General features: G+C 43.3%; 21 protein-coding genes. 17 read left to right on the forward strand and 4 right to left on the reverse strand.

The annotated features are described in order from the left end of the window. Positions 1 to 106 precede the first annotated feature (106 nt). From smpB to P0M11_RS05590, 3 genes are all read left to right on the forward strand, one after another. Positions 107 to 565, forward strand: coding sequence for an SsrA-binding protein SmpB (gene smpB / locus P0M11_RS05580; RefSeq protein ID WP_275624785.1), 459 nt, complete (start codon positions 107 to 109; stop codon positions 563 to 565). Between the two features lie 77 nt (positions 566 to 642). Further along, complete coding sequence (locus tag P0M11_RS05585; protein WP_275624786.1) at positions 643 to 2,055, forward strand: OmpA family protein; 1,413 nt, start codon at positions 643 to 645, stop codon at positions 2,053 to 2,055. Positions 2,056 to 2,152: 97 nt separating this feature from the next. Further along, a complete protein-coding gene (locus P0M11_RS05590; RefSeq protein WP_158063264.1) occupies positions 2,153 to 2,893 on the forward strand; it encodes a YebC/PmpR family DNA-binding transcriptional regulator in 741 nt (246 codons plus the stop codon). A 61-nt stretch (positions 2,894 to 2,954) separates the two neighbouring features. Here the strand turns inward: P0M11_RS05590 and P0M11_RS05595 are convergent, their stop codons facing one another. Next, positions 2,955 to 3,245 carry a GNAT family N-acetyltransferase gene (locus P0M11_RS05595; protein ID WP_275624787.1) on the reverse strand — a complete coding sequence of 97 codons (291 nt, stop codon included), beginning with the start codon at positions 3,243 to 3,245 and terminating at the stop codon, positions 2,955 to 2,957. 39 nt (positions 3,246 to 3,284) lie between these two features. Continuing rightward, positions 3,285 to 4,037, reverse strand: a complete 753-nt coding sequence (locus P0M11_RS05600; protein ID WP_275624788.1) for an RDD family protein — start codon at positions 4,035 to 4,037, stop codon at positions 3,285 to 3,287. A 23-nt stretch (positions 4,038 to 4,060) separates the two neighbouring features. Between P0M11_RS05600 and P0M11_RS05605 the strand changes: the two genes are divergently transcribed. The 7 genes from P0M11_RS05605 to P0M11_RS05635 are packed head-to-tail and all read left to right on the forward strand — an operon-like array spanning position 4,061 to position 10,778. Next, the gene (locus tag P0M11_RS05605; RefSeq protein WP_275624789.1) at positions 4,061 to 5,029 is read left to right on the forward strand and encodes a stage II sporulation protein M; all 969 of its coding nucleotides are present in this window, start codon (positions 4,061 to 4,063) and stop codon (positions 5,027 to 5,029) included. Continuing rightward, positions 5,026 to 6,000 carry a DUF4013 domain-containing protein gene (locus tag P0M11_RS05610; RefSeq protein WP_275624790.1) on the forward strand — a complete coding sequence of 325 codons (975 nt, stop codon included), beginning with the start codon at positions 5,026 to 5,028 and terminating at the stop codon, positions 5,998 to 6,000. The genes P0M11_RS05605 and P0M11_RS05610 overlap by 4 nt, the downstream gene beginning before the upstream one ends. Further along, positions 5,990 to 6,781 carry a DUF4129 domain-containing protein gene (locus P0M11_RS05615; RefSeq protein ID WP_275624791.1) on the forward strand — a complete coding sequence of 264 codons (792 nt, stop codon included), beginning with the start codon at positions 5,990 to 5,992 and terminating at the stop codon, positions 6,779 to 6,781. The genes P0M11_RS05610 and P0M11_RS05615 overlap by 11 nt, the downstream gene beginning before the upstream one ends. A gap of 11 nt (positions 6,782 to 6,792) precedes the next feature. Then, on the forward strand, positions 6,793 to 7,947 hold the full coding sequence (locus tag P0M11_RS05620) for a hypothetical protein (RefSeq protein WP_275624792.1): 1,155 nt from the start codon (positions 6,793 to 6,795) through the stop codon (positions 7,945 to 7,947). Positions 7,948 to 7,971: 24 nt separating this feature from the next. After that, positions 7,972 to 8,979: a MoxR family ATPase gene (locus tag P0M11_RS05625; RefSeq protein ID WP_275624793.1), complete on the forward strand. Its 1,008-nt coding sequence runs from the start codon at positions 7,972 to 7,974 to the stop codon at positions 8,977 to 8,979. A 42-nt stretch (positions 8,980 to 9,021) separates the two neighbouring features. Continuing rightward, positions 9,022 to 10,344, forward strand: coding sequence for a DUF58 domain-containing protein (locus P0M11_RS05630; RefSeq protein ID WP_275624794.1), 1,323 nt, complete (start codon positions 9,022 to 9,024; stop codon positions 10,342 to 10,344). A gap of 14 nt (positions 10,345 to 10,358) precedes the next feature. Next, positions 10,359 to 10,778 (forward strand): OsmC family protein, encoded by a 420-nt coding sequence (locus P0M11_RS05635; protein ID WP_275624795.1) that lies wholly within the window; start codon positions 10,359 to 10,361, stop codon positions 10,776 to 10,778. A gap of 12 nt (positions 10,779 to 10,790) precedes the next feature. Here P0M11_RS05635 and P0M11_RS05640 read toward each other — a convergent pair whose 3' ends face one another. Both P0M11_RS05640 and P0M11_RS05645 read right to left on the reverse strand, forming a co-directional pair. Continuing rightward, positions 10,791 to 13,421 (reverse strand): glucosidase, encoded by a 2,631-nt coding sequence (locus P0M11_RS05640; RefSeq protein ID WP_275624796.1) that lies wholly within the window; start codon positions 13,419 to 13,421, stop codon positions 10,791 to 10,793. 99 nt (positions 13,422 to 13,520) lie between these two features. After that, positions 13,521 to 14,675 carry a hypothetical protein gene (locus P0M11_RS05645; protein ID WP_275624797.1) on the reverse strand — a complete coding sequence of 385 codons (1,155 nt, stop codon included), beginning with the start codon at positions 14,673 to 14,675 and terminating at the stop codon, positions 13,521 to 13,523. A 97-nt stretch (positions 14,676 to 14,772) separates the two neighbouring features. On the opposite strand from P0M11_RS05645, the gene folE reads away from it, so the two are divergent. The 7 genes from folE (at position 14,773) to P0M11_RS05680 (ending at position 23,545) form a co-directional block, all read left to right on the forward strand. Further along, positions 14,773 to 15,438 carry a GTP cyclohydrolase I FolE gene (gene folE, locus P0M11_RS05650; protein ID WP_275624798.1) on the forward strand — a complete coding sequence of 222 codons (666 nt, stop codon included), beginning with the start codon at positions 14,773 to 14,775 and terminating at the stop codon, positions 15,436 to 15,438. A 33-nt stretch (positions 15,439 to 15,471) separates the two neighbouring features. Continuing rightward, positions 15,472 to 16,938, forward strand: a complete 1,467-nt coding sequence (cysS, locus tag P0M11_RS05655; protein WP_275624799.1) for a cysteine--tRNA ligase — start codon at positions 15,472 to 15,474, stop codon at positions 16,936 to 16,938. A gap of 193 nt (positions 16,939 to 17,131) precedes the next feature. Further along, positions 17,132 to 18,298: a T9SS type A sorting domain-containing protein gene (locus tag P0M11_RS05660; RefSeq protein ID WP_275624800.1), complete on the forward strand. Its 1,167-nt coding sequence runs from the start codon at positions 17,132 to 17,134 to the stop codon at positions 18,296 to 18,298. A gap of 172 nt (positions 18,299 to 18,470) precedes the next feature. After that, entirely contained in the window at positions 18,471 to 21,119 is a 2,649-nt protein-coding gene (locus tag P0M11_RS05665; protein WP_275624801.1) for a 4-alpha-glucanotransferase, read from the forward strand. A gap of 199 nt (positions 21,120 to 21,318) precedes the next feature. After that, on the forward strand, positions 21,319 to 22,308 hold the full coding sequence (locus tag P0M11_RS05670) for a hypothetical protein (RefSeq protein WP_275624802.1): 990 nt from the start codon (positions 21,319 to 21,321) through the stop codon (positions 22,306 to 22,308). Between the two features lie 117 nt (positions 22,309 to 22,425). Next, on the forward strand, positions 22,426 to 22,902 hold the full coding sequence (locus tag P0M11_RS05675) for a hypothetical protein (RefSeq protein WP_275624803.1): 477 nt from the start codon (positions 22,426 to 22,428) through the stop codon (positions 22,900 to 22,902). A gap of 133 nt (positions 22,903 to 23,035) precedes the next feature. Continuing rightward, on the forward strand, positions 23,036 to 23,545 hold the full coding sequence (locus tag P0M11_RS05680) for a ferritin (protein WP_275624804.1): 510 nt from the start codon (positions 23,036 to 23,038) through the stop codon (positions 23,543 to 23,545). Positions 23,546 to 23,559 lie beyond the last annotated feature (14 nt).

The raw sequence follows: 23,559 nt of genomic DNA on the forward strand, positions 1-23,559 counted from the left end.
GTGAGGGCTAATTCATATTATGTTAAAAATTGGATGAATGTTAAAATCTTTTATAAAAATTATATAAAGCTGACAGCCACTAATTTGGAGAAATTTGCCCTATAAGATGAAGATCGAAAAATCTGTTACAATATTAAACAAACGTGCCCGGTTTGAATATGAGATTCTGGAAGAGGTGGAAGCAGGCCTGGTGCTTACCGGAACAGAGATCAAGTCTCTACGATCCTCTAAAGCCAGTATCACAGAGTCATTTTGCCAGTTTATAGAGGGGGAGCTTTATATTATAAATATGTCTATTGATGAATATAAACTCGGAACATATTATAATCATAAGACTAAAAGGGAGCGGAAACTCTTACTTCATAAGAGAGAACTTCAGAAACTGGAAAAGAAAATGAAGGATGTGGGTAACACAATTGTCCCTCTTAAATTATATATCAATGACAGAGGGAAAGCAAAGGTGCTTATAGCATTAGGTAAAGGTAAGAAACTCTTTGATAAAAGGGAATCCATTAAAGACAGAGAAAACAAAAGAGCACTTGACAGAATTCTTAAGAAAAGTTAAATAAAGTCTGGTAAACTTTGTTTATAAGGAAAAATTATATTTATTTTGCAATATCAATTATTTAATCATTTAATTCTATGAAAAATCTAAAATTAGGAATTTCAGCATTGGCACTTACGGTTGCCACTACTGTTTTCGCTCAAACAAGCAACAATCCGTGGTTGATCGGGGTTGGTGCTCACGGGGTGAATCACATGGCCGTAAAGAACGGCGGGATTGGTGACAAATTCGGTGCATTCGATAGACTCTTCAATATCGGTGACTACCATATTACTCCACCACTTTCTAAATTAACTGTAGCTAGACACCTTGCAGGTCCTTTAGTGCTGGACTGGCAAACTTCTGTAGGTAACGTTCCCAACCCAAGATTTAACATGGGTAAAGAATTTATGCTGATGACCGGTTTAGGTCTTCAACTTAAAGCGAATACGCTTTGGAACGAGGAGTCCTGGTTTGACCCTTATTTAAGAGTAGGGGCAAGTTACCTGAGACATGATTATTCAGGTGTTAGTTTCCCAGTTGCGGATGCGGCTAACGATAATGAAATGATTAACTATGATGCAAGTGGAACTACGGTTGGTAAAGCTAATCACTTTGCCACTCCAATAGGCTTGGGTTCTAATTTCTGGATCACCAAGAACTTTGGTTTGGGTATTCAGGGGGATTATGTTGCGACTCCATTTAACGATAAGTCAAATGTTCCTAATTTCTGGCAGGCTTCTGCCTCCCTGTTGTTCAGATTCGGACAGAGGGACAGAGATAAGGATGGTATTTTAGACAAAGATGATCTTTGCCCGGATACTCCAGGTTTACCGGAATTCCAAGGATGTCCTGATACTGACGGTGACGGAATCCCAGATAAAGATGACGAATGTCCAGAAGTTGCAGGACCAGTTGAAAATAACGGTTGTCCTTGGCCAGATACAGATGGTGACGGAATCATCGACAGAGACGATAACTGTCCTAACGTTCCTGGACCAGCTGAAAACGCAGGATGCCCATGGCCAGATACAGACGGTGACGGAATTCTTGATAAAGATGATGCCTGTCCTACAGTTCCGGGTCTTGCTCAGTACAACGGATGTCCTAAGCCAATCGAAGTTTGGGGTGACGAAGCTACTAAGGCATTGGAGAACATTCTTTTCGACTTTAACAAAGCTACATTAAGAGCTGAGTCTAAAGAAAAACTTGACAACGCGGCTCAGATCATTAAAGATTCTCAAGGTAGATTCATGATCATCGGTCATACTGATAAGAAAGGATCTGAAGCTTACAACCTTAAACTTTCAAGACAAAGAGCAGCATCTGTTGTTCAGGCTCTTGAAGCAAGAGGAGTAAACGAGAGTTCTCTTAAATCAATGGGTGTTGGTGAGCAGGATGCTGTTGTACCGGAATCTGCTTCTAACGCTGAGAGAGAAAAAGACAGAAAAGTAATCGTTAAGCCAGCTGATGCAGCTACTTGGGATGCTATGAAAAAGAGAGATTACTAAGACGTGATTCCCTTCAATAAAATGCACCTCCGAATTTTCGGAGGTGTTTTTTTGTGTGAACTTTTTAGCTATTTTTGCACCCTAATCATAATAGAATATGGGACGCGCGTTCGAGTACAGAAAAGCTTCTAAGATGGCCCGCTGGGATAAGATGGCCAAAACATTTTCCAAGATCGGGAAAGATATCGCACTTGCTGTAAAAGCTGGCGGTCCGGATCAGGATTCCAATCCCGCACTGCGCAGGTGTATCCTGAATGCCAAAGGTGCCAATATGCCCAAAGACAATGTTGAACGTGCCATCAAGAAGGCCAGTGGCGCTGATGCTGAGAATTATGAAGAAGTAACTTACGAAGGTTATGGTCAGGGTGGTGTCGCATTCTTCGTGGAATGTACCACTAATAATACCACGCGTACCGTAGCAAACGTTCGGGCAATCTTTAACAAATTTGACGGAAACCTGGGTAAGAATGGTGAACTTGCCTTTCTATTTGACAGGCAAGGTGTTTTCACTATAGACCGCGCTGCGATTAAAATGGACTGGGACGATTTTGAAATGGAAATGATAGACGGTGGTGCCGAGGAGATCGACCAGGATGAAGATGAGGTATACATCACCACCAAATTTGAGGATTTCGGTTCGTTGTCTCATAAACTGCACGAACTTTCAATTGAGGCTAAAAGCTCCGAACTTCAAAGGATTCCCAATAACAGCAAAGCGGTTAATGCGGAACAGTTCAAGGCAAATATGAAGATGCTTGAGCGTTTCGAAGAAGACGATGACGTTCAGAATGTTTACCACAATATGGAAATCACGGACGAGCTGATGGACACCCTGTAATCAGCTGCTCCAGAAATATAAAAACAGACTGCTACATTATTTTTGTAGCAGTCTGTTTATTTTACCGGTGCAGCATAATATCTTCTACATCATTCATCCGGTTCATTACCGCACGCGCATAGGAGCAATGTGGGTAGACCTTCCAGTTATTTTCCCTGGCATACGCCACAGTGGCTTCAACGAGATATTTTCCCATTCCCCGCCCTTCAAACTGCGGATGTACAAGCACGAACGAGATAATTAATTTCTGCTCAGACGGAAAAACGGTATATGTTGCTCTGCCGATCTCTGCCTCATCATTGGAAAGTGTAATTACACCTCCGTTACCGGATTTATTGTTTGTATACTTCATGGCAAGGCTGATGAAATAAATATACCAAAGCCGGCCGCGTCATTCATCCCGGCCCGTATAATGACTGTAATCTTTTATAACCGTCCGGATAAACTGCTGTTCAGTCTGTTTAACCTGATCCGGGTCCAGCTTTATTGTTTCGCGTATTTTCGCAGCAATTGCGGAGATTACCTGCCGGTCATAGGTGGTCATTGCACGCGTGAAGGTTTCCTTGATGATGCGTACATCGTTATCAGTAAGAGCCACCACCTGCGGATAGGTACCGGTATACCCCTCATCCAGATGTTCCAGTATGGTTTGTGAGATTCCTGTCTTATTTTTCAGCGATATGACTGCAGTTCCGGAGGCAATGCCACCCAAACGCTGGTTATTTTTGCTGACAATCATTGAGATAATACCAACTACCCCTGAGTTACTTGTAATATCGATTAACCTGAAAACCCAGCGCACCAGATAATCTCCAAAAGAAGCCTGATAACCGTCAATCTTTACCACCCGTATCTTCATAAGTCGTTTGCCCGGGGTCTGACCTTCCATTAAGCTCTCAAAAACAAGAGTATACAGATGAACGGGAAGCGTAATAATTGTGAGTATAGCGATAATTGACGCACGGTCCAGTGAGTTGAAATAGGTTTCGAGATTAAGGAATTTTGACAGAACTGTGTAAAGCACAATGACATAGGCGATTTTTATGATCATGTCTATCAGGAAAGCCGCAATCCTTTCGCCGATACCCGCCACCTGGTATTGTATATTTATGTTTTGTGAGGTAGTGATGTCAATTTGCGACATATATTTTACTATTTTAGCTACGTATGAGGGAAGTGGCGTTTATTAAACAAAATAAAGAAAAATGGCTGGGAATTGAACAGGTTGTGGACGGAAAGATAAAAAAAAATCCGGACGACCTGTCTTCACTTTATATTAACCTGCTTAATGATCTTTCCTTTGCACAAACATACTATCCCAAGAGTAAAACCACTGTTTATCTCAACCATCTGTCAGGTCGGATCTTTCAGCGAATTTATAAAACAAGACGTACGGAGAAGAACAGGCTAAGCTATTTTTTCCTGACTGAAGTACCGCTGCTTGTTTATCATTACCGCAGATTCTTAAGTTATGCATTTCTTTTCTTCTTCCTTTTTGTGCTGATTGGGGTGGTATCCACATTCTATGATAAAGATTTTCCAAAGCTGATCCTGGGTGAGGATTATGTGAACAGAACGCTTGAAAATATCAGGCAGGAAAACGCGGTCGGGGTCTATCAGCAGGGATCCAACTGGGGTATGATGGTCTATATCATAGTTAATAATCTGGCCGTAGGAGCAAAACTATATATTTATGGCATCTTTGGCGGACTCGGAACTCTTTTTGTGCTGATGCAGAATGCCATTATGGTGGGTACTTTTCAGTATTTCTTTCATCAGCAGGGAGCACTTCAGGAAAGTGCCCGTGGGATCTGGCTGCACGGTATATTTGAGATCTTCAGCATGGTTATTGAAGCCATGGCGGGACTGATTTTGGGGGCCTCCATTCTTTTTCCGGATACTTATTCGCGGTTCAATTCTTTTAAGATCGGTTTTAAAAATTCGTTTAAGATCTTTCTTAGTACCGTCCCCTTCACTATATGCGCCGGAATAATAGAGGGATATCTGACCAGATATGCGCTGAAAATGCCTTTGATGCTTAATCTGATATTACTTCTCTTTACCTTCACAATCATTTCCTTTTACTACCTTGTTTATCCTTTTATTGTTCACCGGAAAATTAAAGACACAATATGACACAGTTTTATAAGATCAGAGATTTCAGCGCACTTATTTCAGATACCTTTGGTTTTTTCCAAACCCACGGCCGAAATTATTTCAGGAACTGGCTATTGCTGAACGGGCCTCTGCTCATCCTGTTGGTGGTAATGTTTGTGATTGGGTACAGTGAGTTTTTTTCACAGATTACGGGTGCTGCCGGAGATGGCAGCAGTTACCTGTGGCAGGAGTATTTTGAGGAAAACCAAATTATGCTCATCCTGTCACTTGCCGCCGTATTTATTGTCTTTCTGGCTGCCAGTATAATAAGCTATACTTTCCCGGTCTTTTACATGAAGAGGTTGAGTGAAACAGGGAACAAAGACATTAAGGCCGACGAAATCTTGTTTGACATACGCTCCAACGCTTCCAGATTTGTAGTATTTTTCCTGGGAATGCTTTTTATTGTAGCACCAGTGTTCTTAGTGGTTATCGGCATATCCTATGCACTGATGATTATCGTTATCGGCTTTTTTATGCTGCTTTTTCTGCTGCCGCTCGCTATGAATGTCATCAATTTTCTCCTGTTCCATTATTTCCATACCGGACAGGGGTTTTTTCAGTCCCTTAGCTACGCGTTCCGGTCGCAGTTTAATTACGCCAATTTTCCCAACCGTTCACCTCTCTGGAAATACTGGGGCTCTACTTTTATTATGTATCTCATCATTAATGTAATAACCACCATATTTACAATGATACCGCTGGTAATCATGATGTTCCGGATTTTTGCGGTAATGGAAGATGGGAGTGGGACAGGTCCTCAAAATCCTTTGGCCGGCGGCATGGGAATGCTGTTTTTTATGACCTATGGAGTTTCCATCCTGGTCTCCTTTATTCTAATGAATCTGATATTGGTAAATGGTGGTTTGATGTATTATGACAGCCGAACCGATCTGCATCGCAATGTAGACCTCTCCAACATAGATGCTATCGGACGCAATGAAGCTTAGATTTTCACTACTCTTTCTACTCTTCCTTTGCGCTGCTTTTTCGGCTCAGGAACCCGTGTCCGGTACCACTAAAATAGACTCGATATTACTCAGCAGGTATAGTGGGAGTGCGGCATCAGATTCCTTTTCCCACGGTTCTGCTGTAACCGACAATCAGGTTTATCCCAAAAAGTTTGCTCAGAATTACAGACAACAGTACAGGGGAGCGGATTTCGATTATTCAGGGGTGAAGCCACGTGAATCCATATGGCAGAAATTTCTGAAGAAGGTGGAGGAGATTATCGATTTCCTTTTTGATGAACTTAATCCAGGCAAGGCTGTGGGGATTACCGGCATAATTATAAGGGTTTTGGCCATCCTCCTGATTTCTTTTTTATTCTATTTTTTACTTCGCTTTCTGGTTTCCAGGTACGGAACCTTTTCTGGGAAGAAGAACTACAAAGTAATTATAAACGGCACGGAAGTCCATGAAAATATTCATGAAATCAATTTCGCTGAAACTATTCTGGCTTATGAGCAGCAGGGTGATTTCCGCTCTGCGGTGCGCTACAGGTTTTTAAAAATGCTCAAGAACCTTACAGACCAGGATGTGATTCTCTGGACTCCCGAGAAAACAAACAGGGATTATACCTCCGAGATTACGCAACCTGAGTTAAAGCAGCAATTTTCGGATCTTGTCTATATTTATGATAATGTATGGTATGGTGAATTTAATATTGATGAAGCCAGCTACAAACATTTTTCAGTAAAATTTGATTCAGTCGTACCTTCAATAGGGTAATTCAGCAGGTTATGAATAAAACTTTTAAACTTTACGGAATTATCTTCATCATCACCCTGGTGCTGTTGGCATTGCTGCAGCTGAACAAAAGGCAGATTACAGACTGGCGGAGGCATTTTGATGTAAATATGAAATCGCCTTTTGGACTGTTTGTTTTCAATAAGGAAGCCGATGCTGTTTTCAGTAACAGGTTGGAACGAACCTCGCGGTCGCCCTATCAGTTTTATGCAGACAGTACCCGCGATGCACATAATATTCTCATTATTGAGAAAGAAATTGACCAGGAATCAGCAAAGAAAATCCTGGAGCAGGTGTCTAAGGGTTCCGATGCCATGATTGTAAGCACAGTATTTCCGCAGATTCTGGCAGATACGCTAAAATTCAGGACCCGTGAATATGTAGAGCAGCTGGATAAACTTAAACTTACCGACAGGAAGTTTAAAAGCGATTCACTTATTTTGGACAAACGGCCATCGAATATGGTGTTTGACAACCCAAATGAAGATAGCGAAGTGTTGGGATTTGTTGGATCTGATGAAATGATGCCTTCATCGAACTTCATTAAAGTGAAATGGGGCCGTGGTAACTTTTATCTTCATTCCGAACCTTTGATTCTCACCAATTATTATCTGATCAAACCCGGATCCGAAGTTTATGTTGAGAATGTTTTTTCTTATCTCCCGGACAGGCGAACCATCTGGTTTACAGATGCCACTTCCGAATCCTCATCTTCGCCACTGCGTTTCATCCTTTCGCAACCGCCACTCAGGTATGCGTGGTGGCTCTTCCTGGCCGCACTGCTTATATTCGTAGTGTTCAATGTGAAGCGCCGGCAGCGAATCATCCCCATAATCCAGCCTCTTCCCAACAAATCTGTTGAGTTTGTAAGAAGTATCGGGAATCTGTATCTTCAGGAAGGCGATTTTCATGATATGATGGCTAAAAAAGCACAGTATTTCCTGCACAGGGTGCGTACGGAACTGCTGTTGGACACCCGGATTCCGGATGAGGATTTCGCTGCGAAACTCTCACTGAAAACAGGCACCGACATCAACGATGTGGAGAAAGCGCTGGTGCTGATTGGCAAAGCCCAGGATCCTTACGCCCAGGTCACAAAGGAAGATTTGATGATCATGAATACATTACTTGATAAAATTTTGAAATAATTTTTAAACATAAATTGATATAAAATGCACGATACAGATATGAACTTCCGTCCGGATGCCTCCGGAGACTTCCGGCCACGCATAGACCTTCAGCATTTACAAAGAAGCGTGAGCCTGGTGAAGAGTGAGATCGGGAAGGTAATTATTGGCCAGGAAAGCATGATTGAACACCTGATTGCGGCACTCCTGGCTAACGGGCATGTGCTTATAGAGGGAGTACCTGGAGTAGCCAAAACCATCACTGCGAAGCTGCTGGCCAGAACAATTGACGTAGGTTTCAGCCGTATCCAGTTTACGCCGGATCTTATGCCTTCTGATATTTTAGGCGGATCTGTGTTCAATGCGAAGACTACGGAATTTGAATTCAGAGCGGGTCCGGTATTCTCAAACTTCATCCTTATTGACGAGATTAACAGATCTCCGGCCAAAACTCAGTCGGCACTCTTTGAGGTAATGGAAGAGAGACAGATTACAATGGACGGGACGCGTTATGAGATGGAACAGCCTTTTCTGGTAATCGCCACCCAGAATCCGATCGAGCATGAAGGTACTTACCGCCTGCCTGAAGCGCAGCTGGACCGTTTCCTTTTCAAAGTGAATGTGGGCTATCCGGATTTGCAGCAGGAAATTTCCATCATTACAAATGAACATTCCAACAGGCTGGCCGATAAAACAGATGCCGTGCAACCGGTAGTGAGTGCATCCGAATTAAAAGAATTTCAGGGACTTGTACGTAATATTGTTGTGGAAACGCACCTGCTGGAATATATTGCCGGCATCATTGTAAATACCCGGGAGAATCCGTTTCTATACCTTGGTGCCTCGCCCAGGGCTGGATTGGCATTGCTCGCGGCCTCAAAATCCTTTGCCGCTATCCGAGGCCGCGATTTCGTAACTCCGGAAGATATTAAAGAAGCCAGCTACGCTGTGCTCCGTCACCGCGTGATGGTTACTCCGGAGCGCGAGATGGAAGGCCTCACTTCAGATGAGATTGTAAGGCAGATTCTGGAGAGTATTGAAATCCCAAGATAATTCAGTAAACAGGCATCAATATTTTAAATCCCCTCCGGAACAATGAAGAATCTTTATATCAATTCCCGTTTTTACATGGCGCTCCTTGCTGTGGGGTCATTATATGTGTTGGCATTCTTCTTTTCGGTGCTTTTATGGTTTGCCCATATCCTGCTGATTTTATGTTTAATCCTACTGGCTGTGGATATTTTCCTGCTCTTTGGTAAAAAGAGTGCGCTCCTGGCACGCCGAACTCTTCCTGAAAAACTTTCTAATGGGGATCAGAATGAAATCCTTGTGAGTGTTAAAAATAATTATCCCATTCCAATTAGCGTCCGGATCATAGACGAGATTCCTTTTCAGTTCCAGAAGAGGGATTTCCTGCTCAGCAGGCAAATGAAGTCAGGTGAAGATGTGGTCTTTCAGTATCCGCTGGTGCCCAAAGCAAGAGGTACCTATCATTTCGGTAAGTTAAATGTATTTGTAAGATCCCAATTATTATTTATTTCCCGCCGGTTCATATTCCAGGAGGGCGAATCTCTGCCCTGTTATCCTTCTTTCATACATTTGCGGAAATATGAGCTGATGGCCCTTCAGAACGAATTCATGATGGGTGGCCTTAAAAAGATCCGGAAACTGGGTCATACCATGGAATTTGAGCAAATTAAAGATTATGTTTCAGGCGATGACATCCGTACCATTAACTGGAAAGCTACAGCGAAGAGGAATCAGCTTATGGTTAACCAGTTTCAGGATGAAAAGTCCCAGCGTATCTTTCTTATCATAGACAAGGGGAGGACAATGCAGATGCCCTTCCGCGGTCTCAGTTTACTGGATTATTCCGTTAATGCCGTTATGGCGCTGAGTCATATTATTCTGAAAAAGAGTGACCGCGCGGGCCTCATGACTTTCAGCAAACAAACCGAAAACAAAGTGGCAGCTGATAACAGGTCCGGGCAGCTTCGGAAAATCTCTGAAGCGCTCTACCACATCCAGACCGATTTCTTTGAAAGTGATTTCAGCAGGCTTTATCAGGACGTCAGGTTTACCGTGGGACAGAGAAGCCTGATCCTCCTTTTCACTAATTTTGAAACCTTGGATGCGGTTACCCGACAAATGAAGTACCTTCGCGGGATTGCCAAAAACCATCTGCTTGTGGTGGTGTTTTTCCGGAATTCTGAACTCCACGACCTCATTCAGGCTAATCCGGAGAATATGAAAGAGGTCTACGACCAGATTATTGCAGAAAAACTTGAATTCGAGAAGAAGCTTATCATTCAGGAGCTCAGGAAATATGGTATTCACTCTATATACACACTGCCTGAAAATCTGAATATTGAAGTCATCAATAAATACCTTGAAGTAAAAGCGAGAGGTCTCCTTTAACAAAACATAAATTAATGAAAGTACGTTTAAACCGAATCAACGACGATTATTTATTTGAATGCACAAATGAAGCAGGCAATAAGATACTGATGGATAATACATCGCAGCCGAATGCGAAAGGGGTGTCGCCAATGGAAAGCCTGCTTATTGCTGCAGCTGCATGCAGCGGAATAGATATCATAAGCATCCTGAAAAAGCAGCGGCAGGAAATAACCAGTTTCAACGCTGAGGTAGAAGGCGAGCGTATACAGGTTGATGAAGCCAAACCTTTCAGCCATATAAAATTGACTTTTAATATTGAAGGTGCTGTAGATCCCGCAAAAGCCTTAAAGGCCGCCGAACTTTCCTTTCAAAAGTACTGTTCGGTCACTAAAACCCTGGAGCCTAACGTAACTGTTTCATTTGAGGTTAAGGTAAATGGACATATGGCATAGGGCAGTTATTGATCAGGAAAATTTTCCCTTGGGCGTACGGCCCGGCTGAAGCAGTTTGGCCACAGTAGCTGTCCAGCCTGTTTGGTGTGAGGCGCCGATTCCTTTTCCGGTGTCTCCGTTGAAATATTCATGGAAGAGCAGATAATCCCGGAAGTGTTCATTATGGTTCAGGAGTTTGTCGCCGCCGTTAAAAGGCCGCTCGCCATTCCCGTCGCGTTTGAAGATGGAGCAGAGTCTGCGGCTCAGGTCCGTTGTTACAAAATCCAGGTTACGCATTTCACCGCTTCTGGAGGGATATTCAATTTGCAGGCTTTCGCCGTAATAATAATAGAATCTCTGCAGGCTCTCCACAATCAGGAAATTAATAGGAAACCAGATGGGTCCCCGCCAGTTACTGTTGCCGCCAAACATTCGGCTGTCGCTTTCTGCCGGTGTATAACGTACAGTAAAATCCTGACCGTCTACTGTAAACCGGAAGGGCTGATCTTCATAAACTTTAGACATGGAGCGGATTCCGTAATCCGAAAGAAATTCCCCTTCATCCACCATCCTGTTAAGAATTCTTGTAAGCCTGGTCTTGCGCAGGATACTCATGAGGTGTTTCCGCCCCTGACCCTCCACTTCCCAATGTGAGACCAGGTTGGCCAGCTGAGGTTTGTTTTTAAGGATCCAGTCCATCCTTTTGGTAAAATTGGGCAGTTTCTCCAGTGTTTCATGCTCCACAATTTCAACTGCAAACATTGGAATGAGTCCAACGATACTTCGCAGCTGCAGTGAAATGGAATCTCCGTCATTAAGCTGAAGTACATCATAAAAAAATCCGTCCTCTTCGTTCCACAGACCTCCTTTGGCATCTCCAATATTCTCCATGGCTTCTGCGATGTAGAGATAATGCTCAAAAAATTTAATGGCCATATCCTCGTATACCGGATTATGAAGTGCGAGTTCCATGGAAATGCGCATCATATTCAGGGCAAACATAGCCATCCAACTCGTGCCATCGGCCTGCTCCAGATGATCGCCGTTCTTAAAAACCATATTCCTGTCGAACGCACCTATATTGTCGAGGCCCAGGAAACCGCCACCAAATACATTGTTGCCGTTTTTGTCCTTGCGGTTTACCCACCACGTAAAATTGAGCAGTAATTTCTGAAAAACACTTTCCAGAAAAGGTACATCCGGCCGGCCATTAATCTTTTCGTCAATTTTATAGACCCGAAATGTGGACCACGCGTGAACTGGTGGATTGACATCGCTGAAATCCCATTCATAGGCCGGTAACTGACCGTTGGGATGGATATACCATTCCTTTGTAAGCAGCCGGAGCTGGTCTTTGGCGAATTGGGGGTCTATTAGCGCAAACGGAACACAGTGAAATGCCAGGTCCCAGGTCGCAAACCAGGGATACTCCCATTTGTCCGGCATGGAAATAATATCCTTATTCTGCATGTGTTCCCATTCGCGGTTCCTGACGTGGTTATTAAAATCGCGGTTTGCATCAAGCTTGGGATCGCCTTTCAGCCATTTGGAAACATTATAATGGTAGAACTGTTTATTCCATAACAGACCTGCAAAGGCCTGCCGCTGTATATTTTTTTCATCCTCATCCGGAATTTCGCACTGAAGGATATCGTAAAATGCATCAGCTTCCGTCTTACGCTGAAGAATCATTTCATCAAAATCATAAAACGGATTATCGAGCTCTTCCGGACTGAGCCTGAAATCAAAGGTTCGGCTTTCACCGGCTTCCAACTCCGTCTTCACTAAAAAGCAGGCTTTGGTCCCAGTCCTGTCAGGATTTACTGCATCTGCCCTGTTGTGAACCAGAAAGTCATTGATACCGTCCTTGTAGTACTTTGCCTCCGCAGCTGTTCCGGAAATTTTATTGAAATTGGTTTCATTGTCGCAGAAGAGGGTAACTGCGGAAGTATCACGTGCGTACAGCTTTTTAATACTTAAACTGTCGTGCTCAATTTCTAAAATTCCCTCGGCGCCAGCCTTAATTGCGGGCTTATATGTACCGTAACCCCAGGACCAGTTATTGCGGTACCATACTGTTGGGAGTATGATAAGCGGCTGTTTTTGCCGGCTTCTGTTTACAGCAGTGAGTCGGATCAGAATGTCATTATGAGCAGATTTTGCATATTCTATAAACAGGTCGAAATAAGCATCGTGCTGAAAGATTCCGGTTTCAGTCAGTTCAAATTCCGGTTCTTTCTTACTTCTGCGCGCGTTTTCAGAAATGAGCTGTTCATAGGGGAAGGCATTGACCGGATACTTATAGAGCATTTTCATATAAGAATGCGTGGGCGTATTATCCAGATGGAAATACACTTCCTTTACATCCTCACCATGGTTGCCCTGAGGGTTACTTAGGCCAAAAAAGCGCTCTTTGATTAATGAATCCCGGGTATTCCAGAAAGAAAAAGCAAAACAGAGCCTCTGTTTATGATCGCAAATTCCTGCAATACCGTCTTCGCTCCAACGGTAAGCACGGCTAACAGCGTCTGTATAATTGGTATACCCCCAGGCATTGCCGTCTTTACTGTAATCTTCGCGAACAGTACCCCATTGTCTGTTACTTAGGTAAGGTCCCCATTTTTTCCATTCCGGGTTTTTCAGTCTCTCCTTTTCAGCATTCATTTGTCAGCAATTTACTTAATGAAGATCAATATTTTACAGGGAGTTTATTGGTTTACAGACCCATGCAGGTTAATCGCTTATTTGCGGTGCCCACAAAATCTAAAGCTCAGGATGTCTTTTAAATTCTGCGTCCGGATCAAACAGGTATCGGTACGTTGCCAGCTTTCTGGTTACAACTGTATCCAGGGCTTCTGCTATTTTTATCATCTTTGGATTAAAGTCGCCAATCCACTGGAGTTCCGTTGTTTCAAAGTCGGTATGTTTCCGCAGGTGCTGTGTGCCTTCCCAGATCATATAGCCGTCTATGCCGGTCCTCTGCCATTCCGGCACTACTCCAAAAACGATGCCTACCATTTTTTTATTTTTTCTGAACCGTTTAATCCACAGAAATTTCAGTTTCTGCAGAATACCAAATTTTCCGTTGAGGTATTTAAACCATTGATTCATATCCGGAATATTCATCCAGACAGCGATGGGTTTTTCATTTTCATACACGAACCAGGAAATGTGCTCATTAATGACCGGTCTCATGCTCATAAACATCTTGAGGGTTTTTTTATACTCCAACACTTTCCCGTCGCCATGGCTGGCCCAGGCCCTGTTATATACCTCAGTGAAATCTGCCGCAAATTTTTGGAGTTTATTTTTTTTTAGGGGTTCGGCGGAGATTGCCGGATTTCGGGCGTGCTTACTGTGCATTACCCGGAATACCCGGGAGACTTCGGCATGTACAGGTCTTGTGTAGCAAAGTTGATTATAATACACCTTAAATCCATAATTTTCAAAAAGTCTGCTGTAGTAAGGTGCATTATAGTTCATACCATACAGAGGCTCGGTGAATCCCTCAGTAAGCACGCCCCAGAACTTGTCTCTCTCGCCAAAATTAATGGAGCCGTCCATGGCTTTCATTCCGCGCTGCAGTAACCACTGTTTACAGTGGTCAAAGATAAAATCAGCAGTTTCCTGACTGTCGGTGCAGTCGAAGAAACCTATGCCGCCTGTAGGCTGTTCGTTATTGTATTTCGGATTCACAAAAACAGCTACACGCCCAACCGTTGTATTGCTGCTGTCCTGGAACAGGAAGCGGGCACATTCGCCGCTGCCGAACAGTTTATTTTTAGCAGGATCAAAAACTTCTTCCACATCCTTATCCAAAGGCCGGATGTACTGCGAATCATTTTTGTAAAGATGTGCGGGGAAATCCAGAAACTCCTTTCTCTCCTTTGCGCCCATTACGGGTACAGCTTTCAGCATAAAATCTTTTTAGATAAAGCGAATGTAATATTTTTTGAACTGATTTTAAAATAGTAAGAAAATTTAAATCCTTAATTTTGCCCCATATAACTGCACTATGAACGATTTTAGTGATAATGATGATGATATTTTCTCGGGACGCGAGCACACACCTCTGCGGGATGATGCTTTTGAAAAATCTCCGGAAGAAAAGATAGAGATTATCAAACACCATTTTCACCAGATTATGGAAACTTTGGGAATGGATATGACTGATGATTCGCTGAAAGATTCCCCGCGCCGGGTGGCAAAAATGTATGTCAACGAAATATTTGGCGGTCTTTTGCCGGAAAACAGACCAGCAATTTCCACGTTCTCTAATAAGTATAAATACCGGCAGATGTTGGTGGAGAAAGATATTACCGTGTATTCTTTTTGTGAGCACCATTTCTTGCCCATCATCGGTAAAGCGCACGTGGCGTATATCTCTAACGGCGAGGTAATTGGCCTTTCAAAAATAAACAGGATAGTGGACTATTATGCTAAGCGTCCGCAGGTGCAGGAGCGTCTGACGATGCAGATTGTGTCGGCCCTCAAGGAAGGACTGGGTACCAAGGATGTAGCCTGTATAATTGATGCAAAGCATCTTTGCGTAAACTGCCGCGGTATAAAGGACACAGCAAGTTCTACAATAACCGCCGAACTGAGCGGGATTTTCCGTACCAACCCCATTACACGGCAGGAATTCCTTCATTATGTTGGAACACATGCCAAATTCGACTAATTAATTATACTGCAAACAGACACCATAAATGTAATGAGAGAACTTAAAGTCTATAATTCAATCAGTGGGACAAAGGAGGTTTTCAAACCTATCCATGAGGGTAATGTGGGTATGTACGTTTGCGGACCTACCGTTTACAGCAATGTTCACCTGGGTAACGTACGTACATTTATGTCCTTCGATTTTATTTACCGTACGCTTATTTATTTTGGGTTTAAGGTACGTTATGTCCGAAACATTACCGATGCTGGTCACTTGACTGATGATGGCGATGTGAACAATGACCGCTTTGTGAAGCAGTCGCGACTGGAAAAACTGGAACCCATGGAAATTGTCCAGAAATATACCGTTGATTTTCATAAAGTCCTGGATACTTTCAATCTATTGCCACCTACCATAGAACCAACAGCCACGGGACATATTCTGGAACAGATTGAACTTACACAGGATTTGGTGGCGAAGGGCTTTGCATACGTAAGTAACGGTTCAGTGTATTTTGATGTGCAGGAATATAACAGCCGGGGCTTAAACTACGGTGAACTTTCCAGGCGCAACATTGAGGAACTGTTCGCCAATACACGGGATCTGGATGGGCAGAATGAAAAGAAAAACCCGCAGGATTTTGCACTTTGGAAAGCAGCCTCACCCGCTCATATTATGCGGTGGAATTCGCCCTGGGGTGCCGGCTTCCCGGGTTGGCACCTGGAGTGTACTGCAATGTCCACCAAATATCTGGGCGATCAGTTCGATATTCACGGAGGTGGTATGGACCTGAAGTTTCCGCATCATGAATGTGAAATTGCACAGGGGAAAGCATGCAATGGTGTTTCGCCGGTAAACTACTGGCTGCACGCCAATATGCTTACCATGAATGCACAAAGAATGAGTAAATCGACAGGTAACTATATCCTGCCTATGCAATTGGTAAACGGGGATAATGATTTCTTTGAAAAAGCGTTCCATCCGGCAATAGTGCGTTTCAATTTTATGCAGGCGCATTACCGCAGTGTGCTGGATATCTCCAATGAAGCCATGATTGCCAGCGAGAAGGGCTACAACCGCCTTATGGAAGCGGTATCCATCATTGATAACTTTCATGCAACCGCTGAGGTTTCAACGTTTGACTTTGCACTTTGGAAAGAAAAATGTCAGGAAGCCCTGGCGGACGATTTTAATTCGCCCATACTTATCGCTCATCTGTTTGAAGCAGTAAACTTCATATTTAAACTGAAAGAAGGTAAAGAAACCTTGACGGCTGCTCATCTGGAGGAATTACGAATCACTTTGCATGAATTTGTTTTTGATGTTCTGGGACTTCAGACAGTGGAGGAAGGTGGAAATACAAAACTGGATGATACGCTGCAGGTACTCATTGACCTTAGAACTCAGGCGAAAAAGGCCCGTAATTTTGAGCTTTCAGACCAGATCCGTGACCGTCTTCTTGAAAAAGGGATTCAGCTTAAAGATGGCCGCGAGGGAACGACCTATTCTCTTGTTTGATTTCTGACCAGCCATCCTGTTTGACCAAACACCGCCGGCGGCGGTGTTTTTTGTTCATATAAAAATTGATAAAAAGGTGAATTGTATTATTAAATGCTGCGTAATGTTCATTAAATGAACCAAAAATTTGCGTTTGTGTAATATAAAGTAGTAATTTTAATGTGAATTTATCTTCAATCCAAATAATATTGCTATGAAAAAATCTTTACTATCACTCGCAGTGCTGTTCAGCGGGGCCACAGCCTTCTCACAGCAGGATATCTATGCATTAACAGGTAACCCGGGAACTCAGATTCATTTTAAAGAATTACGGACATTAAATCTGGAGTCAGCGACGCCGGGAAGAGTGCTTCTTTCTTCAGATTCGGATATCAACGTGTTTTCGCAAAATGCCAATTCGGTAGTCCGGGAAAGCCGGCAGTCGTTTCATCATGCTCAGGCACCTGCCATGGCAGCGCTGGCCTATGACCGGGTGACCGGTGAGGTCTTCTTCTCACCCATGTACTCTTCCAATGTTTATGTGCTGAATGAGAAATCCGGGAAAATTACCCTGGTTGAAAATACAGCTGTTAAAGCGACAGCCTGTGATCTGAATTCCCATATTACCCGGATGGCAACCGGTGCCGATGGTAGTGTTTACGCCATGAATAATGCCGGTACACAACTAATTAATATCCGAAAAGAGGCGGGTAAATATAATGTTAAAGACCTGGGGTCAATACAGGATTCCTCCACGCGCCCGGAAGAGTCACTGCGCACTGTACAAATTGGCTTTGGCGGTGATATGGTGGCCGATGGTCAGGGCAATCTTTATATATTTTCAGCCTCAGGTAATGTATTTAAAATCCCGGTCAAGTCGCTGACCTCCGAATATGTAGGGAAAATTACAGGCTTGCCGGAAGGCTATTCACTTAATGGGGCCGCTGTGAGCGCCGATGGTGGAGTGATTGTCGGCAGTGCGAAATCTGAGGGCTTATTTAAGGTTAATATTGATGACCTTAGCGCAGTTTCTGTGAAATCGGAATCCACTTACCCTGTTTATGATCTGGCGAGCGCGCATTTGCTTAGACAGAGTGGCAACGACTTACCCGAAACTGCAATTGCCGGTATAGAAGTATATCCAACAAGAATTACTGCCGGTGAACTTTATATCCGAATCTCCAACAATTCCGTACCCATGGCTTTGGTTGATTTATACGACAGTGCAGGCACCAGGGTTCTTAGCCAGCGGATCAAGGTGTCAGAGAATTCAGGCAGTCACCTCATTAATGTGGGCAATTTGAAGAAGGGTGTTTATATCGTCAGCATCAGCACTGAAAAAGGTGAGAAACTGCGTAGTGTAAAAGTGCTTATTGAGTAAGTTTTTTTGATTTTCCGGTGTTTAAGCTGAGGTTCACCAGGTGCAACCTCAGCTTAAATTATTTGTACTCTGTATATTCCCGTCCCTTTATTCACCTTTTGCTGACGGTGAAAATGAATGTCATCGCTTAAATTTCAGTTTGCTAACTTGCTGTCTGTAAATCACACAGGAGATGAAACTAACCTTTAGGATACATTACAATACGGCATTTGGCACCAATCTGCAGATCCGGATCATTGAAGAAGGCCACCCGGATCAGGTTCACGCGATGCATTATTGTGGGCATGGTTACTGGTCTGTTGAGCTTGATCATTTCAACCGTTCTCTTTCTTACCGCTATCAGCTTACAAATGACGGCGTTGTTACTGATCAGGAACTGGTGACTCATAGACTTTCATTTCCACATACTATAAAAGAGTACCGTATATTTGATTTTTGGAATAAGAAGAATTTCCCGGAGAACTACCTCGCCAATAAAATACTGACGCTCAGGCTTCAATCAGTAAAATTTGAGAAAGTCACCATTCTCAGGAAACACACACATTACTTCCGTTTGGAAGCCCCGCTTTACAGTACATACCACCATGTCGTGATTTGTGGCGAAGCAGATGAGCTGGGAAACTGGGATTATGATAAAGCACTTCCAATGTGTCAGACAGCACTTGGTGTTTGGGAACTGGCATTAGCCCTGAAAAGCGCCGGTGATGTTCATTACAAATATGGAATTCAGGAAGCAGGTTCGGGAGCAGTAGAACTGGAGTCCGGAAATAACCGTGTAGCTGAACGAAATGAGGAGGTGAATGTGTTATACGTACATGCTGATCACTATTTTAGGTTTAAAAACCATCAGATGTACCATGCTGCCGGTGTAGCAGTTCCGGTCTTTTCTTTGCGCAGTGAACGGGGCTATGGAGTTGGTGAATTTGCGGATTTAATGGAATTTGGCGATTGGGCGAACCTTGTAAACCTGTCGCTGATCCAGGTTCTGCCTATAAATGATACCACAGCTACGCACACCTGGACGGACAGTTACCCTTATGCGGCTGTTTCGGTGTATGCCCTGCACCCGCAATATCTTTCTATAGACAGACTCGGATATAAGTTGACCGGTGAATTAAAGGTCCAGTATGAAAATGAACGCAGACATCTGAACAGTTTAGAAAAGATTGATTATGAGCAGGTACTTCGGGTTAAGTGGCGGTATCTGACAGAGTTATACCACGAAAATAGAGAGCATATTACCGGGGACCGGAATTTCAGAAAATTCATTAAAGAGAATGAGGCATGGTTAATACCCTATGCCGCATTCTGTGTTCTGCGCGATAAATATGATACTCCCAATTTTAATAAGTGGAAGACACACCGGAAATTTGTAGCGGGAAAAATTAGGCTGAGTTTCAATTCAAAAAGTAAAGATTATGAGGTCTTTCTTCTTCATCAGTGGGTGCAGTATGAACTGCACCGGCAACTCATAGAAGCGGTGGATTATCTGCATAGCCTCGGAATTTCAGTGAAGGGTGATCTTCCCATCGGAATTTACCGCTATTCTGTTGAAGCGTGGACGGAGCCGCAACTGTTCGGCCTGGAATATCAGGCAGGGGCACCGCCTGACCAGTTTTCAGATTTGGGTCAGAACTGGGGTTTTCCGACTTATAACTGGGAAGTGATGCAGGCGGACGGTTTCCGCTGGTGGAAAAACCGCTTCGCCGCGCTTGAGAAATATTTTGATGTGATGCGTATAGACCACATCCTGGGCTTTTTCAGAATCTGGCGAATGCCATTGTCTGCAGTTCAGGGTATACTCGGCTATTTCCATCCTGCTGTACCGGTTACCATAATGGAATTTAAGACACGAGGGATTCCCTTCACAGAAGCGCGTTACTGTCAACCCTTCATTAACCGTGAAATCCTGCAGGAGGTTTTTGGTGATGAATATGATGCGGTGGTACTGTATTTTTTTGATGAAAAGGAAGATGGCACCTACCACTTCAAGCCAGAGTTCAGCAGTCAGCGGAAACTGAAGAAGTATTTTGAAAGTTCCGAAAATAATTCGCTGCAGGATAAGTTATTGAATATAAGTGCAGACCTGCTTTTCCTAATGGAGGAGATTGGCAGGGAAACGGTGTATCATCCAAGATTTAACCTGCATAAGACCGCCAGCTACAGGTTTTTGTCAGAAAGTGAAAAGGCATCCGTTTACGAACTCTATCTGGATTATTATTACAGGCGCCAGGAAGGCCTCTGGTATAACAGTGCAATGCAAAAACTGCCACTCATCCTGAACTCTACCGAAATGCTGATTTGCGGCGAGGACCTGGGACTGGTTCCGGACTGTGTTCCAAGGGTGATGGACCGTCTCGGAATTACTGCCCTAAAGGTGCAGCGAATGCCCGCTGAAGATACAGCTTTTTACAACCCTAAATATGCAGGTTATCTCAATGTAGTTACTACAAGTACCCACGACAGTTCCACTATGCGGCAATGGTGGCAGGAAGACCGTGCAGTGACAGAAAAATATTTTAGGGAACAGCTTGTCCAGCGTGGAACCGCACCATCGGACCTGATGCCGCAGCTGGCGGAAGTAATAATGAAACAGCATCTGTACAATGAGGCGATGCTTTCGGTTTTTCCCATTCAGGAGTTTTTGGCCACCGATGAAGAGCTCAGAAATCCTGATCCGGATTCTGAAAGAATTAATGATCCGTCAGTATTTCCCCACTTTTGGAACTACAGAATGCATCTCGATATCAGTAAATTAAAGGAAGCAGAAAAATTTAACAAAAAAATTTCAGCGTGGATCAGGGATTCCGGCCGAAATTAATTGTGGTTGATTATCAGTATGTTGACCTATTGCGGAAGGAAGTTTTATCAAATGATTTAACTTCCTTTTTTATTTCCTATCCAACTATCAGTTGAAAGTGAGAAAACGCCCTGCTGTAAAGGGTTGAAGTGAATTTTGAAATTAAAAGCGGCATGTTTTTTTAATCACTTTTAACAGAACAATCAGATATTTAAATAAGATGAAAAAATTACTTTTAGGATTGGCAATGGCTATAGGAACATTGTCTTTCGCACAATACCAGAGCAGCAGCTATGGAAATGTTGGATACGGCAATTATGACGGATATTATAATGACAGTTATTACTTTCCGGACGAGTATTATTACGATTATCCAAGAGATTATTACGCGGAAAATTATTACCAAAGTTATTATAATGACTACCGTAACAGCATTGTGATGATTAACTGGAATGATTTCTTCCGCAGGCACAGGCTTTCTTCCTGGCAGGTGCAGCAAATCATGATGCTTAATGACATGTATGCCTCATACTCGAGCTGGAATTCTTACTACAGGTACAATCCGGACAGATGGTATTTTGACAGGTTTTATTCGCTTCAGCAGATTTTGGGGCCTAAGATCTTCATTGTGTTTCAGAACAATTATTATAACGGATACCATCCTATTGCCTATTTCCAGAACTACAGACAGGAATATTATGTGCCGAGGTACCGAGTAACACCACGATACAGAAATGTAAATATTAATATTTACCGGGTAGACCGCAACCGTTTTATCGAGAAACATGGTAATAAATTTGGCTGGAATGAAACCCGCAATCCTCATAATGCCGCCGGTGTGCGCCAACCCACAGGCCGTCGGGACGGTACCGCTACTGTATCTCCTTCCATCCGGAACAACCCGGCACTGAGAAGTGGTAGTCAAAGGGTAGAGCAGCAGGCAACGCCACGAAGGACCGGGACTTCCTCCGGTGTCAGAAATGTTGCTTCGCCCCGTAGCTCAGCAAATGAAAGTGTACAGGGTCAGAGACTGCCTTCCCGTACAGTTTCACCTTCAGCAGGTCAGCCTGCAATATCCAACGGCGGTGGTATGCGCAGCAGTTCCGCACCGTCGGTACGCAACAGTCCGGTGGGCCAGAGAAGTACAGCGTCAGCCGAAGGATCAGGTACTGGAAGCCGTGGAAGCAATTCCGCTAGGGGTGGAAGGTAAATTTAAGCCTCTTAATTAGCGATAATAAAGCTGTTCTTAACAAAAATTTATAATACGTCTAATTTAACCCGAAGTATTTTTCGGAATCATAAAGACAGTACAATACAACTAACGAATATGAAAAAGTTTATTATTGCAGCCTTATTAAGTGTAGGAACTTATGCAGTGGCGCAGCAAACCCCTTCGATGCCTGAGCGCAAAGCCATGATGGAGCAGAAAAAGGCTGAAATGGAAAGAGCCCGTGCGATAAAGCAGCAGCAACATCTAGCGGAAATGCAAAAGAGCCTGAATCTGACTGAACAGCAAATGAATAAGATCCGTGTTATGCAGCAACGTCAGATGGAAGAGCGAAAAGCTCAGTTGGAGAAGAACCGTGAAATGCAGAAAGACCGTTTGCAGGCCATGAAGTTAAAGCAGCAGCAAAAGGAAGCTGAAATGAAGTCCATCCTTACTCCTGAGCAGTTTGCGAAGTGGCAGGAAAACCGGCAGAAGATGATGGCTCAGAGGCAGGCAAAAATGCGCAGTTCGGCTGAAGGTATGAAAATGAAAAGACACGGGATGCATAAAAAAATGGATCTCCAGAAGAAACCATAGTAGTTCATAGTTTTTGATTTTTAATGTGAGGAGGGCAGAGGTTAATTATAGCTTCTGCCCTTTTTTGTGCCTCATTTTCCAGATCATAAATAATTCAGTACTTTTGGATTTGAACTAAAATTTAGAATATAAAATGATCAGCAATAAAATAGCTCAGCTTTTGAATGAGCAGATTTCCAAAGAACAATATGCCGCTCAGTATTATCTTTCAATGTCAGCCTGGTTTTTTGCCCAGGACTTGGATGGTATTGCCAACTATTTCCGTGTACAGAGCAAAGAGGAACTCATGCATGCAGATAAGATGTTTGATTACCTGAACGATGTAGGTGCCGAAATTGTAGTAGGAGAAATCCCCAAGCCACCGCACGAATTTACGAGCCATATAGAGGTATTTGAAAAGGCTTTAGAGCATGAAAAAACAGTAACCAGAAGTATTTTTAACATTGTAAAAAATGCCAATGATGAGGGTGATTTTGCAACTGTTTCCTTTCTTCAGTGGTGTATTAATGAACAGGTGGAGGAAGAAGCAAGCGCCTCTCAGCTTGTAACCAAGATCAAGATGGTTCATACAAATCCTTCAGCTCTCTATCTGTTTGATCAGGAACTGAGCCAAAGAGTATTTACCGCAGAGCCTGCGAAATAGTTACATAAACACAT

Origin of the sequence: Kaistella sp. PBT33-4 (assembly GCF_029194425.1) — a bacterium.
In the GTDB taxonomy this organism is placed as follows: Bacteria; Bacteroidota; Bacteroidia; order Flavobacteriales; family Weeksellaceae; genus Marnyiella.

Coding starts and splice junctions, on each gene's coding strand:
- smpB (WP_275624785.1), top strand. CDS start 107: ATGAAGATCGAAAAATCTGTTACAATATTAAACAAACGTGCCCGGTTT.
- P0M11_RS05585 (WP_275624786.1), top strand. CDS start 643: ATGAAAAATCTAAAATTAGGAATTTCAGCATTGGCACTTACGGTTGCC.
- P0M11_RS05590 (WP_158063264.1), top strand. CDS start 2,153: ATGGGACGCGCGTTCGAGTACAGAAAAGCTTCTAAGATGGCCCGCTGG.
- P0M11_RS05595 (WP_275624787.1), bottom strand. CDS start 3,245: ATGAAGTATACAAACAATAAATCCGGTAACGGAGGTGTAATTACACTT.
- P0M11_RS05600 (WP_275624788.1), bottom strand. CDS start 4,037: ATGTCGCAAATTGACATCACTACCTCACAAAACATAAATATACAATAC.
- P0M11_RS05605 (WP_275624789.1), top strand. CDS start 4,061: ATGAGGGAAGTGGCGTTTATTAAACAAAATAAAGAAAAATGGCTGGGA.
- P0M11_RS05610 (WP_275624790.1), top strand. CDS start 5,026: ATGACACAGTTTTATAAGATCAGAGATTTCAGCGCACTTATTTCAGAT.
- P0M11_RS05615 (WP_275624791.1), top strand. CDS start 5,990: ATGAAGCTTAGATTTTCACTACTCTTTCTACTCTTCCTTTGCGCTGCT.
- P0M11_RS05620 (WP_275624792.1), top strand. CDS start 6,793: ATGAATAAAACTTTTAAACTTTACGGAATTATCTTCATCATCACCCTG.
- P0M11_RS05625 (WP_275624793.1), top strand. CDS start 7,972: ATGCACGATACAGATATGAACTTCCGTCCGGATGCCTCCGGAGACTTC.
- P0M11_RS05630 (WP_275624794.1), top strand. CDS start 9,022: ATGAAGAATCTTTATATCAATTCCCGTTTTTACATGGCGCTCCTTGCT.
- P0M11_RS05635 (WP_275624795.1), top strand. CDS start 10,359: ATGAAAGTACGTTTAAACCGAATCAACGACGATTATTTATTTGAATGC.
- P0M11_RS05640 (WP_275624796.1), bottom strand. CDS start 13,421: ATGAATGCTGAAAAGGAGAGACTGAAAAACCCGGAATGGAAAAAATGG.
- P0M11_RS05645 (WP_275624797.1), bottom strand. CDS start 14,675: ATGCTGAAAGCTGTACCCGTAATGGGCGCAAAGGAGAGAAAGGAGTTT.
- folE (WP_275624798.1), top strand. CDS start 14,773: ATGAACGATTTTAGTGATAATGATGATGATATTTTCTCGGGACGCGAG.
- cysS (WP_275624799.1), top strand. CDS start 15,472: ATGAGAGAACTTAAAGTCTATAATTCAATCAGTGGGACAAAGGAGGTT.
- P0M11_RS05660 (WP_275624800.1), top strand. CDS start 17,132: ATGAAAAAATCTTTACTATCACTCGCAGTGCTGTTCAGCGGGGCCACA.
- P0M11_RS05665 (WP_275624801.1), top strand. CDS start 18,471: ATGAAACTAACCTTTAGGATACATTACAATACGGCATTTGGCACCAAT.
- P0M11_RS05670 (WP_275624802.1), top strand. CDS start 21,319: ATGAAAAAATTACTTTTAGGATTGGCAATGGCTATAGGAACATTGTCT.
- P0M11_RS05675 (WP_275624803.1), top strand. CDS start 22,426: ATGAAAAAGTTTATTATTGCAGCCTTATTAAGTGTAGGAACTTATGCA.
- P0M11_RS05680 (WP_275624804.1), top strand. CDS start 23,036: ATGATCAGCAATAAAATAGCTCAGCTTTTGAATGAGCAGATTTCCAAA.